Below are 17733 nucleotides of genomic sequence, written 5' to 3'. Positions count from 1 at the left end.
ATAAAAAGCACGTCGTTTCCACATAGGAATCATCTAACTTTATAGTCTGCTTTTTGTATCTTAAATCCATCTAATTAAAAATTGTTTGTTATGAAATTCTCATCAGCAATTCCCAGGAGAAAATTTTTAAAAATAGCTGCAATGTCGGGAACCTGTCTCGCACTTGGTTACGTGTCGGTTTTTGGAGAAGAGCCAAAAATTGTAAATCTTGACCTGGAAAATGGAAATGCAGAGTCAGAACTGAACCCATTCATCTATATAGATACAGACGGAAAAATAACTTTGCTCAATCATCGACCTGAAATGGGACAGGGTACCTTTGAGGCAATTCCTATGATCATCGCTGAAGAACTCGACGTAGATATTGCAAACATCAATATAATGCCATCGCCTGCCGACAGAGGAAAGTATGGTGACCAAATGGTTGTGGGGAGTCAGAGTATTCGTCGCAACTACGAGCTGATGAGAAGAGTAGGGGCTTCCGCAAAAGAAATGCTTATTATCGCTGCCGCCGGCAAATGGAATATTGCTGCAGAGAAATGTTATGCTGAAAATGCTATGGTCATTAACCGAAGCACGGGAGCCAAATTGAGTTATGGTGATTTGGTAGCTGACGCAAGAAAATTGAAGGCTCCCGATAATCCAACATTGAAGCAGGCCAAAGACTTTAAAATTATAGGCAAATCCCTTCCAAGGAGAGACATTCCTGCTAAATTAAACGGGGATGCACAATTTGGAATTGATATTGAAGTGCCCGGCATGTTGTATGCTTCCATTGAACGATCCCCGGTTCTTTTGGGTAAGCTGATAAGTTTTGATGATACGAAAGCAAAAGCGGTAACAGGAGTTAAATATGTATTAAAAACGCAAAGGGAAGTTTTCGGACAAGTTCGTGTAGGCTTGGCAGTTATAGCCGATAATTACTGGGCTGCCTTACAGGGAAGAAAAATGCTTGAAGTTAAATGGGACAATGGCGACCTGGAAACATGGACAACGCAAAAGATAAAAGATGACTATATAGATGCATCCCGTAAGCCTGCGGAAGTATTTGAACAAAAAGGAGATTTTGACAAAACATTTAATGATGCTCCGGTTAAAATCGAAGCTTCTTATGAAACTCCTTATCAAACGCATGCACCTATGGAGCCAATGAATGCTATCGTATCAGTAAAAAAGGATACATGTGAATTCTGGGGATCAACACAGAATCCGAATGGTATGAAAGATTTTTTATCAAAAAAATACAAGGTTCCCCAGGATAGCGTGAAGATTAATTACACCTTGATGGGAGGCGCTTTTGGACGGCGGTCATTGACAGATGTTGTCGAAGAAGCTGCAGACTTGTCAAAACAAACGGGGACGCCGGTAAAAGTAATCTGGACCAGGGAAGATGATCTCACACAAGGGCCATTTCGTGCGTGCTCGCTTAATGTTTGCAGGGGTGCTATAAATAAAGATGGAAACCTGGTTTCGCTTGAACACAAGGTTATCTGTCAGGATATTCGAAATCAAAGCGGCAATAATTCAAAGCCAACAGATGGGATCGCCGGCGGCATTAATACAGAATATGCCATACCCAATCTTAGAATCAACGGGGTGTTACGTAAATTCTATATTCCCGTTTCTTACTGGCGTTCTGTTTATCATTCCACCAATTGTTTTGCCCATGAATCATTTATTGATGAGCTTGCTTATGCGGCTAAGAAAGATCCTATTGATTTCAGGCTATCACTTCTTAAAAATCACAAAAGATACACGGGAGTGTTGCAAAAAGTTGCGGAAAAATCAAACTGGTATTCGCCGCGTGAAACAGACACCGGTAAAGGTGTTGCGATCGTTGAACGTTCAGGCGCTTTTGTAGCAATGGTTGCAGAAGTGAAAAGATTACAGGGAAAGATAGTGCCAACAAAAATTATAGCTGCTATTGATTGCGGCACTCCTGTTAATCCGGATATTATAAGAGCCCAAACAGAAGGATGCATCGTGATGGGACTTACCTCAACGTATAAAAGCGGATTAACCATTGATAAAGGAAAAGTGGTTGAACAAAATTTCAATACTTATAAAATGCTACGCATTGAAGAAAGCCCCGCAATTGAAGTGCATGTTATTGAAAGTAGTGAACAGCCCGAGGGTGCAGGTGAACCGGGACTGCCCACAGTTGCACCTGCATTGACCAATGCTATATTTGAATTGACGAAAAAACGCATTCGTGCGCTTCCCTTTAAATTGGAGGAATTATAAAAATAATCGAAGCGGATACCCGCAGCTTAGACTTTTGCTTTTACTTCAGATACAATTATTGCCTGCACACCATTTTTTTCTGAAACGGTACCGGTTAATGTTACCTTTTCTCCGGCAAACTTTTTTGCATCGTCATAAGGATCTGAATCTTTTTCGTCTGCAATTAATAAATAAACTTTACCATCATCAGTAAGAATGCCCATCGGCGAGCCGCCTTTTATACAGGTTGCTGCACATTGTTTGTGGCTGTCTCCATGAGCGCCGGAAGCCATATAACATTTCATATCGAGGATTTCGCCGGTTACTGTTTTCGGATCACCATTTTTAAATAAGAATGATTGAAAACATAAAAAGAAAATACCCAGGAATGCAAAGCCTGAAAGTTTTTTTAAAAGATTCTTGTTCATTTTTACAAAATTTAGAAGTGAAGAAATAAAAAGGATACGGAGATTTAAAAAAGAACCATGAATTTAAGAAATTTTTTGAAAAAAGCTCTTATTTACTTCGCATGTAAGCCGGGAACTGGCTTGTTGCTTGAAAACATATGCCTTCACAATAAAATAAAATGGTAAACTCATGACACGGTAGTTGCGTTTAATCGTCACCGTTATTTACTAAAAGCAGTCATCCCCGCAAACCCGATCATCAATTGTGAGTAGTGGGGGATTTATTTAAAAAAACAGTATTTTTTGTTTCTCTCGATTCATCAGGAGATATTTGTGACGGTATTTGGCAGCGTTAGAAGAGGAATATGCGTTCGCTTTGCCATATTAATTGTTGTGCTCTTATGCCAAAAACTTCCCCATAGTCCATATTTATGAGGAACCATTACTAACAAATCCGGTTGCCAGTTTTCTATTGCTTCTTCTATTCCCTTGAATACATCGTTTGCTGCTATTTCTTTATAAGAATGATTAGTTTCATTGAGAGCCTTTTCAAGGCCCGCAGAAACAGTAGTTGAATAGTCGCTATCCTTTATTACAGGTTGTATTATTTTTTCAATATGGCAAACCTGTATCTGTGCATTAAAAATACCGGCAAGATCCATCAGAACTTGCAGCTTATTTTCTTCATTATTGCCGGAAGGATTAAATGCAAACAGGATTTTCGAGATTCCATTAAAAGCAGCTTCCCCAGGCACAGCAAGTATCGGATATTGCGCATGATGGATAAAATGGGTTGTTGTGTTACCCGGCCTCAATTCAGTTTCGGTCGACTTCATCCCCATGACCACCATGTCCGCCTTCAAACGTTTTACCTGGTAGTCAAGTTCCGCTATTAAGTTTGTTGTTCTTGTTAAGTATTCGACGTTAATAGAACATTCGTTAGATAATTCGACAGCGATATCTTTTAGGCGGTTACGATTGTCTAATGATAATTCCTGCAAAGAAGAACTCCTTGGCAGCGTGTTCAAAGTGTGCACTGAAGGCTCGAATGAGTTAAAAAGTACCAGTGTTGAGTTAGTGCTCTTTGCTATTTCGGCGGCATATTTCATTGCATTATTTGACTCTATAGAATAGTTAGTCGCAACTATTATTGTTTTCATGGTCGTTCATTTTCTAGTCATAAAATTATAAGCAACACCCGGTATTAATAATGACAGCAGTTTGTCATGCAAGTGATAAATATCACCCTCGTATCACCGGCGTGTATCATATAATCCTACCTTTCCTTTATGAAAAATATTTTAATAATAGTCTTTTGTTTAAGTGCGTTTGGTTCTTATGCCCAAAAAGAAATAAAAGTGGAAGACGCAAAAAATCACGTTGGTGAAACGGTGAGAATATGTACAAAAATTTTTGGAGGGAAATTTTTCGAAAGAGATACACTTACCTTATTAAATGCAGGCGCCTATTACCCGAATGCTCCTTTAACTATTGTCATAAGAGCACGTGCAAGGAAAGAATTTAATAAGCCTGAAGAATATTATAAAGGCGCTGAAGTATGTGTTACGGGTAAGATAGAAATGTTTAAAAACATACCGCAAATAGAAGTTACCTCCAAAACACAGCTTGTTGAAAATTTAAAAGATCATACGAATGAAGAACCTAAGTAATTAAATTTTCACCCAATCCAGCCTCTTTGACTTTCTTCACTCCGGCTGCGCTTATAAGTCTATTCAAGTAAAAAATAAAAAAACCGCCCCATTTTATTAAGAGACGGCTTCATTTTCAAATTATGTTGTTCTTTTTAATTACTTATAATTGTAATCATCCCAATACAGATTCGGGTTTCTGTCTGCGGGCACCCAAAATATTTTGGAAGTTAAATTATTATCAGCTGAAACTTTCGATAAGTTAGTCGGATTGTTTGTCTGTTCCTCAGACGGATAGCGAACCCTTTCAGGAAATGGTTTCGACAAAGCGCCATGCCAGGTAAATGGTTCTAGCTTTGGGTGGCCGGTTCTTCTGAGTTCAGTCCACAACTCATAAGGCTGCATAAGATTCAGATGAATGAACTTTTGCTGCATTAAAATTTCCATTTTATCATCAACAGAAGCTGCTGCCATAAATTTAGCTTTGATTGTATCTCCCCAATTAGCAATAGCCACGTCACTTGGTTTAGCTGGATACAAGGGAGCTGCTGCGCCTTGTGCATCGGGGTCATCTTTAAAATCGCTGTTCCCGTTAATATTGTACCAGTAATTTATTGAATGAATAACAGCATCTTTAATATGATCTTCTGCTGCCTCACCTGTTGTAGCTAAGCCTTTCATCTCTATTTCCGCAAGAAGCAAATCCAGTTCAGTCCGTGAAAACATGTAAACAGGCATTTTGCCATTACGTGTAAACGTGGCAAAATTATACATTGATTTAGCATTTGTAGAAAGGCTTGCAGGCAGGTTATCTGCGTAAGGATAATATTTGTCACCACTATTATAGATGGGAGTTTGCGTATCAACATTATAAGTGACGCCCCGGTAATCATTATATTTTGTAGGCATTGCCAAAACAGGAAGCCTGGGGTCATCTGTCCCCGGTTCATAAGCCGAAGTGCCGTAATTCAATCTCTTCATTATAATATTCGGGATGAAAGATGCGTAAGTATTCTCATAAAGACCACGCATCCAAAACCCGCCGGCACTTTTTTGATCGGTATCAAACCACATCTGGAAACTAAGATCCGTCTGAGGAAGGGGCTTGGTTAGCGTTTCCTGTATCAATGGCTTAGCATAACCCGCATCCACGCCTGCAATACGTACCAATAATTTCAACCTGGTAGCATTGGCAAACTGTGTCCATTTGCTGATATCACCTTTAAAAACCAAATCCTGCTGTGCAAGTATTTGTTTAGCTGTTGGCGACATGAGATTATATGCAATAGTTAATGAATCAGTAAGGTCTCCAAGATCAGTAATTATTGATTTGTAAATTTCTTTGGGATCATCATACGGCGGATACCAATTCTTATTATCGCCATTACTTCCCTGAAAGGCATAAAAGTAGGGGATGGAATTAAAAAGATCCACAAGTTTGGCACTTTGATAATCCTTAACAAGTGTAACTAGTTTAAAATACACGTTGGCATCCAGCTTATCCTGGCCGCTGCGATTGTTTACTTCATTACGAATTGTTTCCCATGTTTTTAAACGAGTATAGCTTGATTGAAAATAGCCCTGGCTTGTAATAGGAAAATCATCAAAACCGTTACCCGTAGTAAGATCATCGTAAGTGGCAAACCAATCGTAACGATAGGAAATATACCGCTCGGCAATCTGTTCAAACCCCGTAATGCTGGTTCCTCCATTTAGCAAATAATACCATTCGCCATAATCCTGTACAAATATTTTATTTGTGCTGATGGATGAGGTAAATAATCCCGGAACAATGTCGGTAACTCCTTCACTTAACTGATCAGGATTGTAAAACCGATCTTTAAGGTCTTTTTTGCAAGAACTGAAGACCGATGCAGCTATCAGGCTGATATAAAAGATGAAACGTTTCATTTCTTAAATTTTTTTGGTTAAAATGATAAATTTACTCCCAGCGAAAATGTTTGCTGGCCGGGGAAAATGGTATTTTCAACATAACTATCCGCACCAAGCGCTGACTCAACATCTATATTTGGAATTGTTTTATATATGTAAAATAAGTTACGGGCTGCTGCTGTAATGCTTAACGCCTGCATTTTTATTTTGTTTGCAAGCTTCTGTGGCAACTGATAAGACAGTGCAATTTCCCGCACCTTTATATAATCATTTTTAAACAGATTGTCCGGTGGAAAAGAAGTTGAAAGGTCATTAATATAAGTAAGATAATAATCTGAAGCAGATGCAATCTTAGTATTGGTTACGTACTTGCCATCAGCATTGAGCATAACACCTGGTAAAATTACGCCATCGTGATATACGTGACCATCAGCGGACTGTGCAGGCGCGGGCTGATTGCTCTGCCAGGCAACCTTTGCACCACTGTTATCAATGTAATAGGACAAGCCTCCGTGCGCTTCATCTCTGTATTTCAGAGTATTTTGCAATTCGCCCAAACCGTACATTCTTTCATTGGTATAAGAAAATACAGTACCGCCATATTTGTAATCAAGAGCTACGCGAAATGTAATATTTTTATACCGGAAATCTGATAGTACCCCACCTAGCAATTTGGGCATTATATTTCCAAATACTTTCATCTGGGTAGGGTCCGCATTAAGTGTGTAAACTCCATTGGCATTTACTACTCTTTCACCCTTATCATCCTTCGTATAGTCATTCATTTTTATATCTCCAAATGGCCTGTTCAAATCGGCTCTTATGCTTGCAGAGCTTCCGTTAATAAGGTTTGCATAAGTGTATTCTTTAAGATCTCCATAAAGGTCTAAAACTTTAGACCCCTGGCGGGCGCCATTTACGGTAACATCCCATCTTATATTTTTAGTAAGAATTGGCGTTCCTGTTACTGAAAACTCAAAACCATATGTTCTCATATTAGCCACATTAATCAACAATCCGCCGGAACTCGAAGTTTGAGAAATAGGAAGCGATATGATTTGGTTGTAACGGTTATTTGTATAATAAGATAGATCAAAAGTGAGTCGGTTCCCCGCAAAAAAACTATTATTAATTCCTATTTCAAATTCTCTTTTTCTTTCAGGTTTTAATGCTCCTGGTAAAAGATTACCTGGAGGGGTTACCACTACAGCTTGTGCCCCTGTTCCGGAAATATAACCTAGACCATATTGATTGTTGGCAAAATACCTTGTTGTTCCGTTTCCTACATCAGCCCACGAAAATCTTAGCTGCCCGCTGTTCATTTTAGGAACGGAAAACCGGTCAGTATAATTCCACGTTAAAGAAGCTCCCGGGAAAAAATATTTGTTATTCTGAGGAGGTAAAGTTGAATTCCAGTCCTGTCTTCCCTGCAGGTCCATGTAAAATTCATTTTTCCAGGATAAAGTGGCTGATGCAACAGCACTATATAATACATCGCTTCCTCTTGAGTAGCTTCTTAACAGATAAGCGTTACCCGCGCTTGGTGTGCCTGCCTGGTTATTAAACGAATACCATCCCGGAAAATTTAATCCGCCAATTGTATTACTGCCCAGCGACTCAGAAGTGCGCAACCTATATATAAAACCGCCAAAGCCTGATACCCGGAAATTATCATTCATAAAACTGTTGTCGTAGTTTAATAGCCCCTGGTAGGTCTGGATAGTATTATTTTCTTTTTTAATGCTGAAACCTCCGCCACTTACGGTAGGCAATATTCTGTCCACACTGATTTCGCTGCTATAATTGGTATTATCATAGTCAAGGCCGAACTGGCCAACAAAAAATACGTGTTTGGTGAAATTCAGTGTAGTTTTTGCAGAAGTTATAATGTGAAACTTGTCATCCTTAACGCGGTTTTTATTAAGATCCCATAAGTAATTCCCAATATCTACGCCTGCAGTGGGCACTCCATAATTGGTAAGATCTCTTTTGTAACCAGTTCTATCTCTGTATAAATTATACATTTGATTATAATCGTAGTCATCCGGAAAACCCCAGGCAATACTGCCAGCATTATTCTCTCTTCTGTTCTGAGAAACGATATTATACACATTTGAGATGAGATCGAAACTCGCAAATTTGGAAGCCTTAATATTTCCATTAAAACTAAATGTATTCCGCTTTTGCCAGGCATTAGGGCTTGTAATGTCGTTATAAGCATAGTTAGTATAAGATGCTCTGAGGCTTCCTTTATCGCTGCTGCCTGAAATAGCCACATTGGATGTATAAGAACTTCCTGTTCTGAAAAGATCATCATAGCTGTTATGCGGGCTGTTTTTCACTATTGAGCTATCATAAAACATTACATCAGCACCATCGAATTTTGGGCCGAAACTATATCGCCTGTTAGGGATCGCCCTTACAGTTTTTCCGTTCAAGGTAGTATAAGAGGTATCGTAAATATTATTTCCCAGTCCATACTCATTTTGCAAATCTAGATAAGACTTTGGTTTTTCTATGCTATATTGAAAAAATCCGGTCATTCCCAAGCCCTTGGCATTACGGCCACTTTTAGTCGTAATCAGTACAACACCATTGGCAGCGTCCGTGCCATATAATACTGTTGCTTTGGCACCTTTTAAAATATCAATGGAGGCGATATCTTCCGAATTAATATCATTAATGTTTGATCCATAGTCGTACCCTGCTCCGGTAGAACCGCCAATAGAGGTTGTCCTGTCAGAAATGATTACCCCATCCACTACAAATAAAGGTCTTGTATTCTGGTTAGGATTTAAACTCGCTGCACCTCTTATATTAATTTTCAAACCACCCATTGGCCCAGCAGCCCCTGTGTTTACGCCCACGCCTGCAGCCTTACCATACAAAGCAAGGAATGGATTCATAGTGGATCCAGCCTTAGTTAACTCTTCTGCTTTAATGGTGCTTACGGCGTACCCGATAGAACGCCGTTCCCGTTTAATCCCCAACGCAGTAACCACTACCTCGTTTAGCTCTCCTTCCGATGAAGCCAGATTAACTGCTACCTTGCTTTGGTTGCCTACCTTTATTTCTTTAGTAGAAAAACCTACGGAGCTAAATACCAACGTTGCACTCCTGTCAGCTTTTATGCTGAAATGCCCGGTCGCATCTGTAATACCACCGATTTTAGTTCCCTTGATTAAGTATGATACATTCGACAAGGGATTACCATCGTTGTCCTTTACTGTTCCTGTTATTTGCCGTTGCTGGGCAAAAACGATTGTTGCGCTAAAGAATAGCGTTAAAACCAAAAGCAGTTTTTTGGGAAGCTGTTTCATTTGATTTATCTTTTAGTGTAGTTTATTTTTTGTAATTATTTAAACGCATAATAACGGAGGTTGATCGAAGGAATTTTCAAAAAATTAATTTCCTTTTCCAAAATCTGGTGCGTTTTTATCGTACCAAACTCTTTCCTTATTTAAGGTTGGCGCATCCTGGGCCAATGGAGTAAACCCTTCTTCCTGCAAGGCGCTTGACCAATTGGCTCTATTCACTTCACCTGGATCCTTAGTCCACCAGCGTCTTGGTATAACTTCATTAAATGTTTCTCTTGCATAGTAAGTGGATGAATATTTCGGGTAGCCTGTTCTTCGGCAAAATACAAAGGCTTCAGGTGGATTACGGTATAGATTTAGGTATTCTTGTATGTAAATCCTTTCCAAATTATTGTTACCATTAAATTTTACCTCCGGGTTAGCCAGATAAGCAGCAATTTCTGTAGATCCATCGCCATTAAAGCCCGTAGTGGAACCAGCTGCGATAGCAATATTATTCATAGTTTTTATCGAAGAACTAATTCCTTTATTATACCAATCTTCTGCAGTTCCATTTGTATTTACTCCACCAGCATATCCTTTCTGAATAAATTCGGCTACTAATAAACATGATTCCGCATTAGTTACCATTACGTCCGTAAATTGTCCGCTCGTGTTCCCATTATATCTGGGTGAAAAGAATTTACGGTTAATGTGAGAGATCAGAAAGTATTTGGAAGCAAGACTTACCTGGAATGGATTTTTAATATATGATGCATAGGTAGGATCAGTTGTCCAATCAGCCGGGCCCCCTTGATACATAATCAGAGGGTCATTAATATTAATAAATGATGGAAGTGTAACAGCATACTTGTTGAGCGTGTCTCTAAAACTTCCCTGTAAACCATTTTGCTCAAAGTATATCGGCAATCTTGGATCGTTGGAAGCTTTTAAAAATTTTATAATTGATGCAGATGCATAACGGGGTGACCTATAATCAATGTCTCCTGAAGTACCGAAAGGTAAAAAGTCAGTACTTGTATAAGACAACTGTGCATCATCATTGCTTATTGGCCCTATCACGTCTTTCATCACTTCCTGAAAGATGGCTTGTGTCTTCGCTTTATCCTGGTTTTCAAGCCTGGCAGCAATACGTAGTTTTAAAGTGTTGGCTAACATTACCCATTTGGTCCAGTCGCTTTTATAATAAATATCAGATGGTCCATAGGTTTGCTGCGCAGGTAAAGAATTATTTTCCAAAACTACTATTGCATCATTTAATTCTTTTAGCCAAGTATCAAACAACGTTGATTGGGTATCATATACAGGGCTATAGTTACTGGCATACCTTCCTTGCTGGGTTTGTGTGTAAGGAATGGATCCATTCATATCTGTTACTTTAATTCCCTGCAATATTTGTAATATATAAGTAACAGAAGCCATTTTTTGATAAGCATCTTTATCTGATTTATTGCTTATTTGTCGCCTGATCTCAAAAAGATTAGGCAGGATTGAGGTATAAAATGCGTTATATCTGGTGTTCACGTTATTGCTTAATTCATACGGGTCGGATGTAATATGCTGCGTAAATCTCCATAGTTGTTCCATACTTTCCCATACCCATTCAGTTCCTTTGTAGGTTGCAAGTTGGTTTTCTGAATAAGAAAAAAGAAACTTAACATCAGGCGTAGTAACGATACTTGGATTAGTATTAATGGAACCAAAATCTTTTTTACAAGAACTGATGCCTACAATACAGATAATTAATACTGCAAGGACTTTATGTTGTGATAGTATTTTTTTCATAATTGAATAATTATTTTTTGATATAAAATCTTTTTAATTTTTAAAATGATGCTCTTATCGAAAATGTAAAAGAACGAATCATGGGAAGAAACCCATTTTCCCCTGAATATGCAGTATTATTAGAATTATTAGATTCCGGATTAAAATTTAGCGGTAATGTCTTGTATATATATAGTAAATCACGCCCGATTGCAGAAACAGACAATCCATTTAGTTTCACCTTTTCATATATGCTTTTAGGAAATCTATAGCTTAGTGCTACCTGGCGTAGCGATACCCATGAGTTTTTCTTGATCCAATAATCAGAAACTCCGGTAGAAGAGGAACCATAGCGATAAAAGAACTGAGGCGTATGCGTAGGTTCCACATATCCTTTATCATAGGCTTCTTTATAGGTTAAGCCACTTACATCTACTTTTGATCCATCAGGTTGGGTGATTTTTTGCCCTGCTGCAAATACGCCGTCAGGAATCATGCCATCATCATAGCTTACTCCGTTATATTTGCTAGTCCAGCTAATACCTCCATGGCTTGCATCTCGGCCCGTAAGAGTATTGGCTAATGCTCCCGTATGTGTACCAAACCGGTATGAGGCCATCACAAAATCCCCGCCTATTTTGGTATCAATTAATACATTCAGGCTAATATTCTTATAAGTAAAAGTGTTTATCCAGCCACCCCGGAATTTAGCGTTGATATCGCCAACATCCTGCCACTGGTTACTTCTTGCAGGAAAGCCGGCTCTTGCATCACTACGCCAGGCCAAAATAGGTAGGCCATTTCTCGGATCAGCAATATTGTTTCCACTTCCGTCCTTAGCTTGAAATTTTGTTGAATTAATTTGAGAGCGCAATGTTCCGTATGACTTGCCTACAACCGCCCATGTGCTTATTTCAGCAATGTTTGCACCCAGGTCAAATTCAGTTCTGCCCGGATATAAGTCAACGATTAAATTTCTATTTCTTGAATAGGTAAGGGATGAATTCCATGTAAAATATTGTGTTTTTACGGGTGTGCCATCAATAGATAACTCAATTCCTTTATTTTGGATGTTGCCGGCATTAATTAGAATAGAGCCAACGCCAGATTCAATTGGAGTTCCTATATTTAAAATTTGGTTCTTGGTATTATCCTGGTAAAGACTCAAATCAAAACCTAACCTGCTATTGAGGAAACGCATTTCTACTCCAGCCTCTTTAGAGATTTTTCTTACAGGTTTTATGTTTGCCTGTAATACAGTGTTTGAATTATAAGTAGAAATAGGAACATTGCCTCCGTTTGCCAGAGTGAATCCATTAAAAGCATATCCCGGATTAAGATTAAAAGGATCTGTATCTCCGCCCAGCGCGGCTATATTTCCTCTTAGTTTACCATAACTTACCCATGATGGTAAATTTTTAAATGTTTCTGTAAATATCCATGATAAGCTTGCTGCCGGATAATTATAAAAATTATTACCACTACCATTGCTATAAGTAAGAGCAGATGACCAGTCGCCGCGGAAAGTTCCCTGCAGGTAAAGCATATTTCTATAGGATAAGTCGGCACTGGCATATACTGAATTAAAATTCTTTCTGCTTAGAACACCGCCAGTAGTTGTTTGTGGATTAACAGAATTGGCAATAAAAAAGCCTCCGGGATAATTTAAGCCACCTGAGGTAGAACTGAGTTCGTAATCATCTTTATTCTTCTGCGATTCCACCCCTATATATCCATTAATGCTGATGTCTTTATTAATATCTTTATTTAGCAATAACATAGCTTTTAAGAGATTACTTTGTTTATTGTTAAAGCCGAGGCTATATGAGCCTCCGGAAAAATTAATCCCCTGGCCCAATTCGGAGTTTTCCGATTTAGTATAAATATTGTTAAAGTTGCCTTCGAGTACAAATTTCGCCCAATCAGTTAATTTAAAAGTGAAAGCAATTCTTCCTCTTACCAATTGTTCATTCTGCACATAATTATCATTATAAAGTGCAAACCAGTATCGGGCTTCCGGCACTTTATTAGGTTCAGCCGGATTATTTGGATCAGGCACACCTCCAAGAATACTGGTGTATTTATCTTTTTGCATCCAATACCTGGTATCATAATTACGTGGTAAAACCCAGGTGTACATGTGGCCGATGTTGAATGAACCGAAAGCATCTAAGCCACCCAAACGGGGTGGATTTTTTCCATTAAAGCTGGAATATGCCACGCTTGCATCTACGCTAATGGATTTATTAAAGTTGTGAGTAGCCCGCAGATCAAATGCATCCTTTATCAATTTATTATTTCTTACAACTCCTACTGCATCATTGTGATTATAAGACACCCGGAAAGTTGATTTATCTGTGCCACCATCCATCGCAACATTCACATTGTTACCCATGCCAGTTTGAAAAGCCTGCAAAAAATTATTTGGTTGTGGAAGGTATTTTGTTATAGTGCCATCGTAGTTAATTACATCCTGTCCCTCCATTTTTGGCCCCCAATTCTCCAATTCCCTTCCAATCTGCCTATCAATGTAAGGCTTTCCTGTAATGGGATCTGTTGGAAAAATTTTTGTCGTCCAGCCATCGGATAGATAATTTGGATCGCGGGTGTCAGTAAAAAAGGCTCCTACACTGCCACCACCATATTCATTTTGAAAATCAGGCCCGGAATAAGGCTTCGAAAAACTATAGGCCTCATTTACGGTAACGCCAATTCCCTTTCTTGCCGATCCTTTTTTGGTGGTGATAAGTACCACGCCATTGATAGCCCTTGTACCATATAAAGCCGCCGCTGCCGAACCTTTAAGAACGGATACTGATTCGAAATTATCCATGTTAAGATCTTTGAGATCGTTACCAAAATCGCGGCCTGTTCCATTAAAAATATCATTATCCATAATAACTCCGTCTATTACAAATATGGGCTGGTTATTAGTGCCAAGTGTAGAATTACCCCGAATAAGAATCTTCGAATTTCCAAATAAGCCGCCGGCACCCTGGTCAATCTGAACGCCTGCTACTCTTCCCTGCAATGCGTTAACCGGGTTAACCTCATTCGTTTTCGCTAAATCGTCTCCTTTTACTTCTGTAATAGAATATCCAAGTTCTCTTTTCTGTTTGGAAATACCCAATGCCGTTACTACCACTTCCTGCATAGCCCCTGTAGCACTTTCCAGAATAACATTTAAAGTGCTACTTTGCCCTACTATAATTTCTTTAGTAGTAAAACCAATTGAGCTTATTTCCAGTATCGATTCGGGCCCATTCACGGGAATACTAAAATATCCGTTTTTATCAGTTGAAGTACCCGACTTTGAGCCTTTCACAACCAAAGAAGCTTTTACAACCGGATTACCCCCGCTGTCTTTTACGGTTCCTGTAACCTGTTTTTGCTGCGCAAAAGCAATTGCTGCGCAAAATAATATCGATACGAATAAGAGCAGTCGCTTTGAAAGTTGTTGCATTTTTTTAGTTTGAAATTTTAATAATGTTAGGAGATAAAAAAGCTTTGACATGAGAGATGGTTTTATTATTTTCAGGGGAGAAAAAACGTCTTCATAAATTTATTTGTTGTTGAAACGAATGTCGTCTTATGCAGCAATCTGTTTGTTTATAATGGGTTCCTGTTCGTAATGTTCCATTACCAGAGCTGCGGCACCGATCAGTTCGGCCTGCGTACCCAAAGATGACATCGCAATACTTGTACCTTGGAAAAGTCTGGGAATACAATGCTCATTTAGGGCCTGTTGAATGGGAGCCGACCATATTTTACCCGCCGAGGCTCCTCTGCCACTCAGAATTATTTTTTTTGGATTAAAAAGGTGAATTAATACAGCTATACCTTTTCCAATATTATAGCCCGCTTTTGAAAAAAGCTCAGCGGCAAACTGGTCGCCCGATCGGACAGCTTTTACAATACCATCAAAAGCCTGTTCAATATCATCGAAAGTCAATGAATTCAATTTAGAAAGTCTGCCGGAATTTATTCCTTCTCTTGCCTTTTCTATAATTAATAATAAGGAGGTCTCGGTTTCAAGACATCCCACTTTGCCACACCAGCATAATTGTCCATTTAAAAAAAGCGGGATATGACTAAATTCTCCTGCAAAGCCTTCATGGCCCCGGAACAACTCTCCATTGAGAATCATTCCCAAACCAATTCCCCAACCAATGTTTATGACCATCGCGTTTTTTTCACCCCGAGCCTCACCAAAATAAAACTCGGCAAGAGCTATAAGGCTCGAATCATTATCGATAAATACAGGTATCCCAATTATTTCACTAATATGTTTTGTAATACTTGCATTATTGGGTAATTGCAAAAATGAATAATTAATGCCTTTTTGTACGTCTACAAACCCCGGCATGCCTATACCTACGCCAATGAATTTTTCTTTTTCTATTCCTGACGAATTAATTACTTGCGCAATTTTTTCAATAAGGGCGTCCAAGGCCTTTGTATTATCGGGCAAAGGCAAAACAATTTTTTCAATCGGTGAAACAAAATTGTTCTGCATATCCATAATAGCAATTTTGGTAACAAATTGGTCCATAGCAACAGACACCAAGTACATCACATTTTTTTGAATCGAGTAAGTTAACGGGCGTCTGCCGCCTGTTGATGGAGCATACCCGTTTTCTATTACTAAATTTTCCACCATCAATTGTTCAATTAGTTTTGCCGTTATAGGAAAGCTCTTGTGTATTCTTTTGCTTAGATCCACACAAGAAAGATTATCTTCAAAATACAACTCCTTTAAAATTTTGTTTCTAAATAAAATCTTCTTTTCAGTCATATGAATTTCTCTTAAACAGTAGCTGCTCCCTAGTTTTTTAATAAAGGTATAATTTCTTATTAAAAAATTAAAAAAGTTTAGAAAATTTTTTTTAACTTTTTATTCACGGAGGATGAATTCACTGTGAAATACCAGGATCTTACTCAGGATAGAACTATGCCTGTACAGCAGTGAAACATAAAAGAAGGGAACGTCAGGTAAGGATTTACCTCTCTAACAAATGAAATAGATGTCAATTGGGTCGAGGAAAAATAATAGACGTCAGCTTCCGGCAAGGAAGAACTTAAGAAATTTGAACTTCGTGCATCTTTTATTACTTAATTCAATCCTCCGTGGCCACCGTATAATTGCACGGGCTTGTCTAAATTTAATTTCAAAACTGTTATATACGGGTCTTTATATTTTTGAGGGACATTTATAAAAACCAGACCCGGTACGGCACTCCACGAAATCTTGCCCACGATTTTTGGTTTTAAATGTACCGTTGTCCCGAGGACCTGTATATCTTTAATTGTACTTACTAATCCTTTAACCATAATATTCCCAGTTGTTTGTCCGGGTAAGAAAAGATAAAGAATCGTGGAATCTTTTGACAATGTAGTAGGTCCATAAAAATGCCCCTGTGGTAAGCCGGGCACTTTACCAAAAATTGCTTCTCCATTTTTCTTATTCCATTTTCCGAGCTCTCGTAAAATGTGCACTTGTTCAGGGGGAATAGTTCCATCTTCTTTGGGACCTATGTCAAGCAAAAGGTTTCCTCCATTACTTACAACATCCACAAAAATGCTGATAACTTCAAAAGGCGTTTTATAATTGGTATCATCAGGATGATATCCCCAGTTGTTATTAGTGGTCATACATAATTCCCACCAATTAAATTTCGGGCGGCTTACGGGAAAGTTTTGTTCCGGAGTTTCATAATCGCCGTAGCCTTGAAGCCTGCCATTGATAATAGCCAGAGGATTCACATTTAGAATTTCCTCCCTCACTTTTTTGGCCTGCCATTCTTCAGGACTATGTTCCCAGTCACCATCAAACCACCATAAATCGGGTCTATACAATTGATTTACTTCGGCAATTTGTGCCTGGAAAAAATGTTGAAATTTCTCCCATCTTCGGGGGTCATCTGATACTTTATATCTGCTGCTGTCTTTTAAAAATCCCGGGTAATCAGGATAACTCCAGTCAATTAATGAAAAGTAAGCGCCCCGCCTGATACCATCTTTATCCAAAGCTTTATAGAACGGTTTTAATACATCTCTCTTCGCAGGCGTATTATCCATTACATTATAATGATGTTGTTTGGTTGGCCATAACGCCACTCCATCGTGATGCTTCGTTGTGATAACTGCATATCCTGCACCGCTTTCTTTTATCAAATCAGCCCACGCCTGCGGATTATATTTTGAAGCAGTAAAACCTTTCAATTGCTTCATGTAATTTTCATAGCTTATTTTTTTATTATGAAAACTCCAGCTTTCGTCAATACCATTAACCGAATAAATGCCCCAGTGTATAAAGATGCCAAGCTTTGCATCAGCAAACCACTGCATTTTTTTACGAATAGAATCAGGATTTGTTTTTTGTTGAGCGCTAATAGTTCCCAAGTGCAAGAGCAGGAGAGGGACCGTTATAAGATAAAGGCAAACTGAATTTTTTTTCATAATATAAAATAAAAAGATTCA

At 38.6% G+C, this 17733-nt stretch carries 10 protein-coding genes; 2 read left to right on the top strand and 8 right to left on the bottom strand.

All coding sequences use genetic code 11. The features are described 5' to 3' along the window. The first annotated feature begins 90 nt into the window (after window positions 1-90). Window positions 91-2244: a xanthine dehydrogenase family protein molybdopterin-binding subunit gene (locus tag FW778_RS17400; protein ID WP_150416128.1), complete on the top strand. Its 2154-nt coding sequence runs from the start codon at window positions 91-93 to the stop codon at window positions 2242-2244. A gap of 26 nt (window positions 2245-2270) precedes the next feature. Here the strand turns inward: FW778_RS17400 and FW778_RS17395 are convergent, their stop codons facing one another. After that, window positions 2271-2651 (bottom strand): hypothetical protein, encoded by a 381-nt coding sequence (locus tag FW778_RS17395; protein WP_150416127.1) that lies wholly within the window; start codon window positions 2649-2651, stop codon window positions 2271-2273. 299 nt (window positions 2652-2950) lie between these two features. Continuing rightward, a complete protein-coding gene (locus FW778_RS17390; RefSeq protein WP_150416126.1) occupies window positions 2951-3790 on the bottom strand; it encodes a universal stress protein in 840 nt (279 codons plus the stop codon). A gap of 129 nt (window positions 3791-3919) precedes the next feature. Between FW778_RS17390 and FW778_RS17385 the strand changes: the two genes are divergently transcribed. Continuing rightward, window positions 3920-4300, top strand: coding sequence for a hypothetical protein (locus tag FW778_RS17385; protein ID WP_150416125.1), 381 nt, complete (start codon window positions 3920-3922; stop codon window positions 4298-4300). Between the two features lie 138 nt (window positions 4301-4438). Here the strand turns inward: FW778_RS17385 and FW778_RS17380 are convergent, their stop codons facing one another. From FW778_RS17380 to FW778_RS17355, 6 genes are all read right to left on the bottom strand, one after another. Further along, window positions 4439-6190 carry a SusD/RagB family nutrient-binding outer membrane lipoprotein gene (locus tag FW778_RS17380; protein ID WP_150416124.1) on the bottom strand — a complete coding sequence of 584 codons (1752 nt, stop codon included), beginning with the start codon at window positions 6188-6190 and terminating at the stop codon, window positions 4439-4441. A 17-nt stretch (window positions 6191-6207) separates the two neighbouring features. Then, the gene (locus tag FW778_RS17375) at window positions 6208-9492 is read right to left on the bottom strand and encodes a SusC/RagA family TonB-linked outer membrane protein (protein ID WP_150416123.1); all 3285 of its coding nucleotides are present in this window, start codon (window positions 9490-9492) and stop codon (window positions 6208-6210) included. Window positions 9493-9576: 84 nt separating this feature from the next. Beyond that, entirely contained in the window at window positions 9577-11274 is a 1698-nt protein-coding gene (locus FW778_RS17370) for a SusD/RagB family nutrient-binding outer membrane lipoprotein (protein WP_150416122.1), read from the bottom strand. Window positions 11275-11314: 40 nt separating this feature from the next. Continuing rightward, window positions 11315-14716: a SusC/RagA family TonB-linked outer membrane protein gene (locus FW778_RS17365; RefSeq protein ID WP_202552329.1), complete on the bottom strand. Its 3402-nt coding sequence runs from the start codon at window positions 14714-14716 to the stop codon at window positions 11315-11317. Between the two features lie 126 nt (window positions 14717-14842). Next, window positions 14843-16048, bottom strand: coding sequence for an ROK family protein (locus FW778_RS17360; RefSeq protein WP_150416120.1), 1206 nt, complete (start codon window positions 16046-16048; stop codon window positions 14843-14845). A 317-nt stretch (window positions 16049-16365) separates the two neighbouring features. Further along, window positions 16366-17712, bottom strand: a complete 1347-nt coding sequence (locus FW778_RS17355; protein WP_150416119.1) for an alpha-L-fucosidase — start codon at window positions 17710-17712, stop codon at window positions 16366-16368. Window positions 17713-17733 lie beyond the last annotated feature (21 nt).

It is taken from the genome of Ginsengibacter hankyongi (assembly GCF_008710285.1).
Taxonomy (GTDB): domain Bacteria; phylum Bacteroidota; class Bacteroidia; order Chitinophagales; family Chitinophagaceae; genus Ginsengibacter; species Ginsengibacter hankyongi.
Note: the sequence above shows the minus strand (reverse complement) of the source record. Positions and strands in the feature narration are given on the sequence as shown.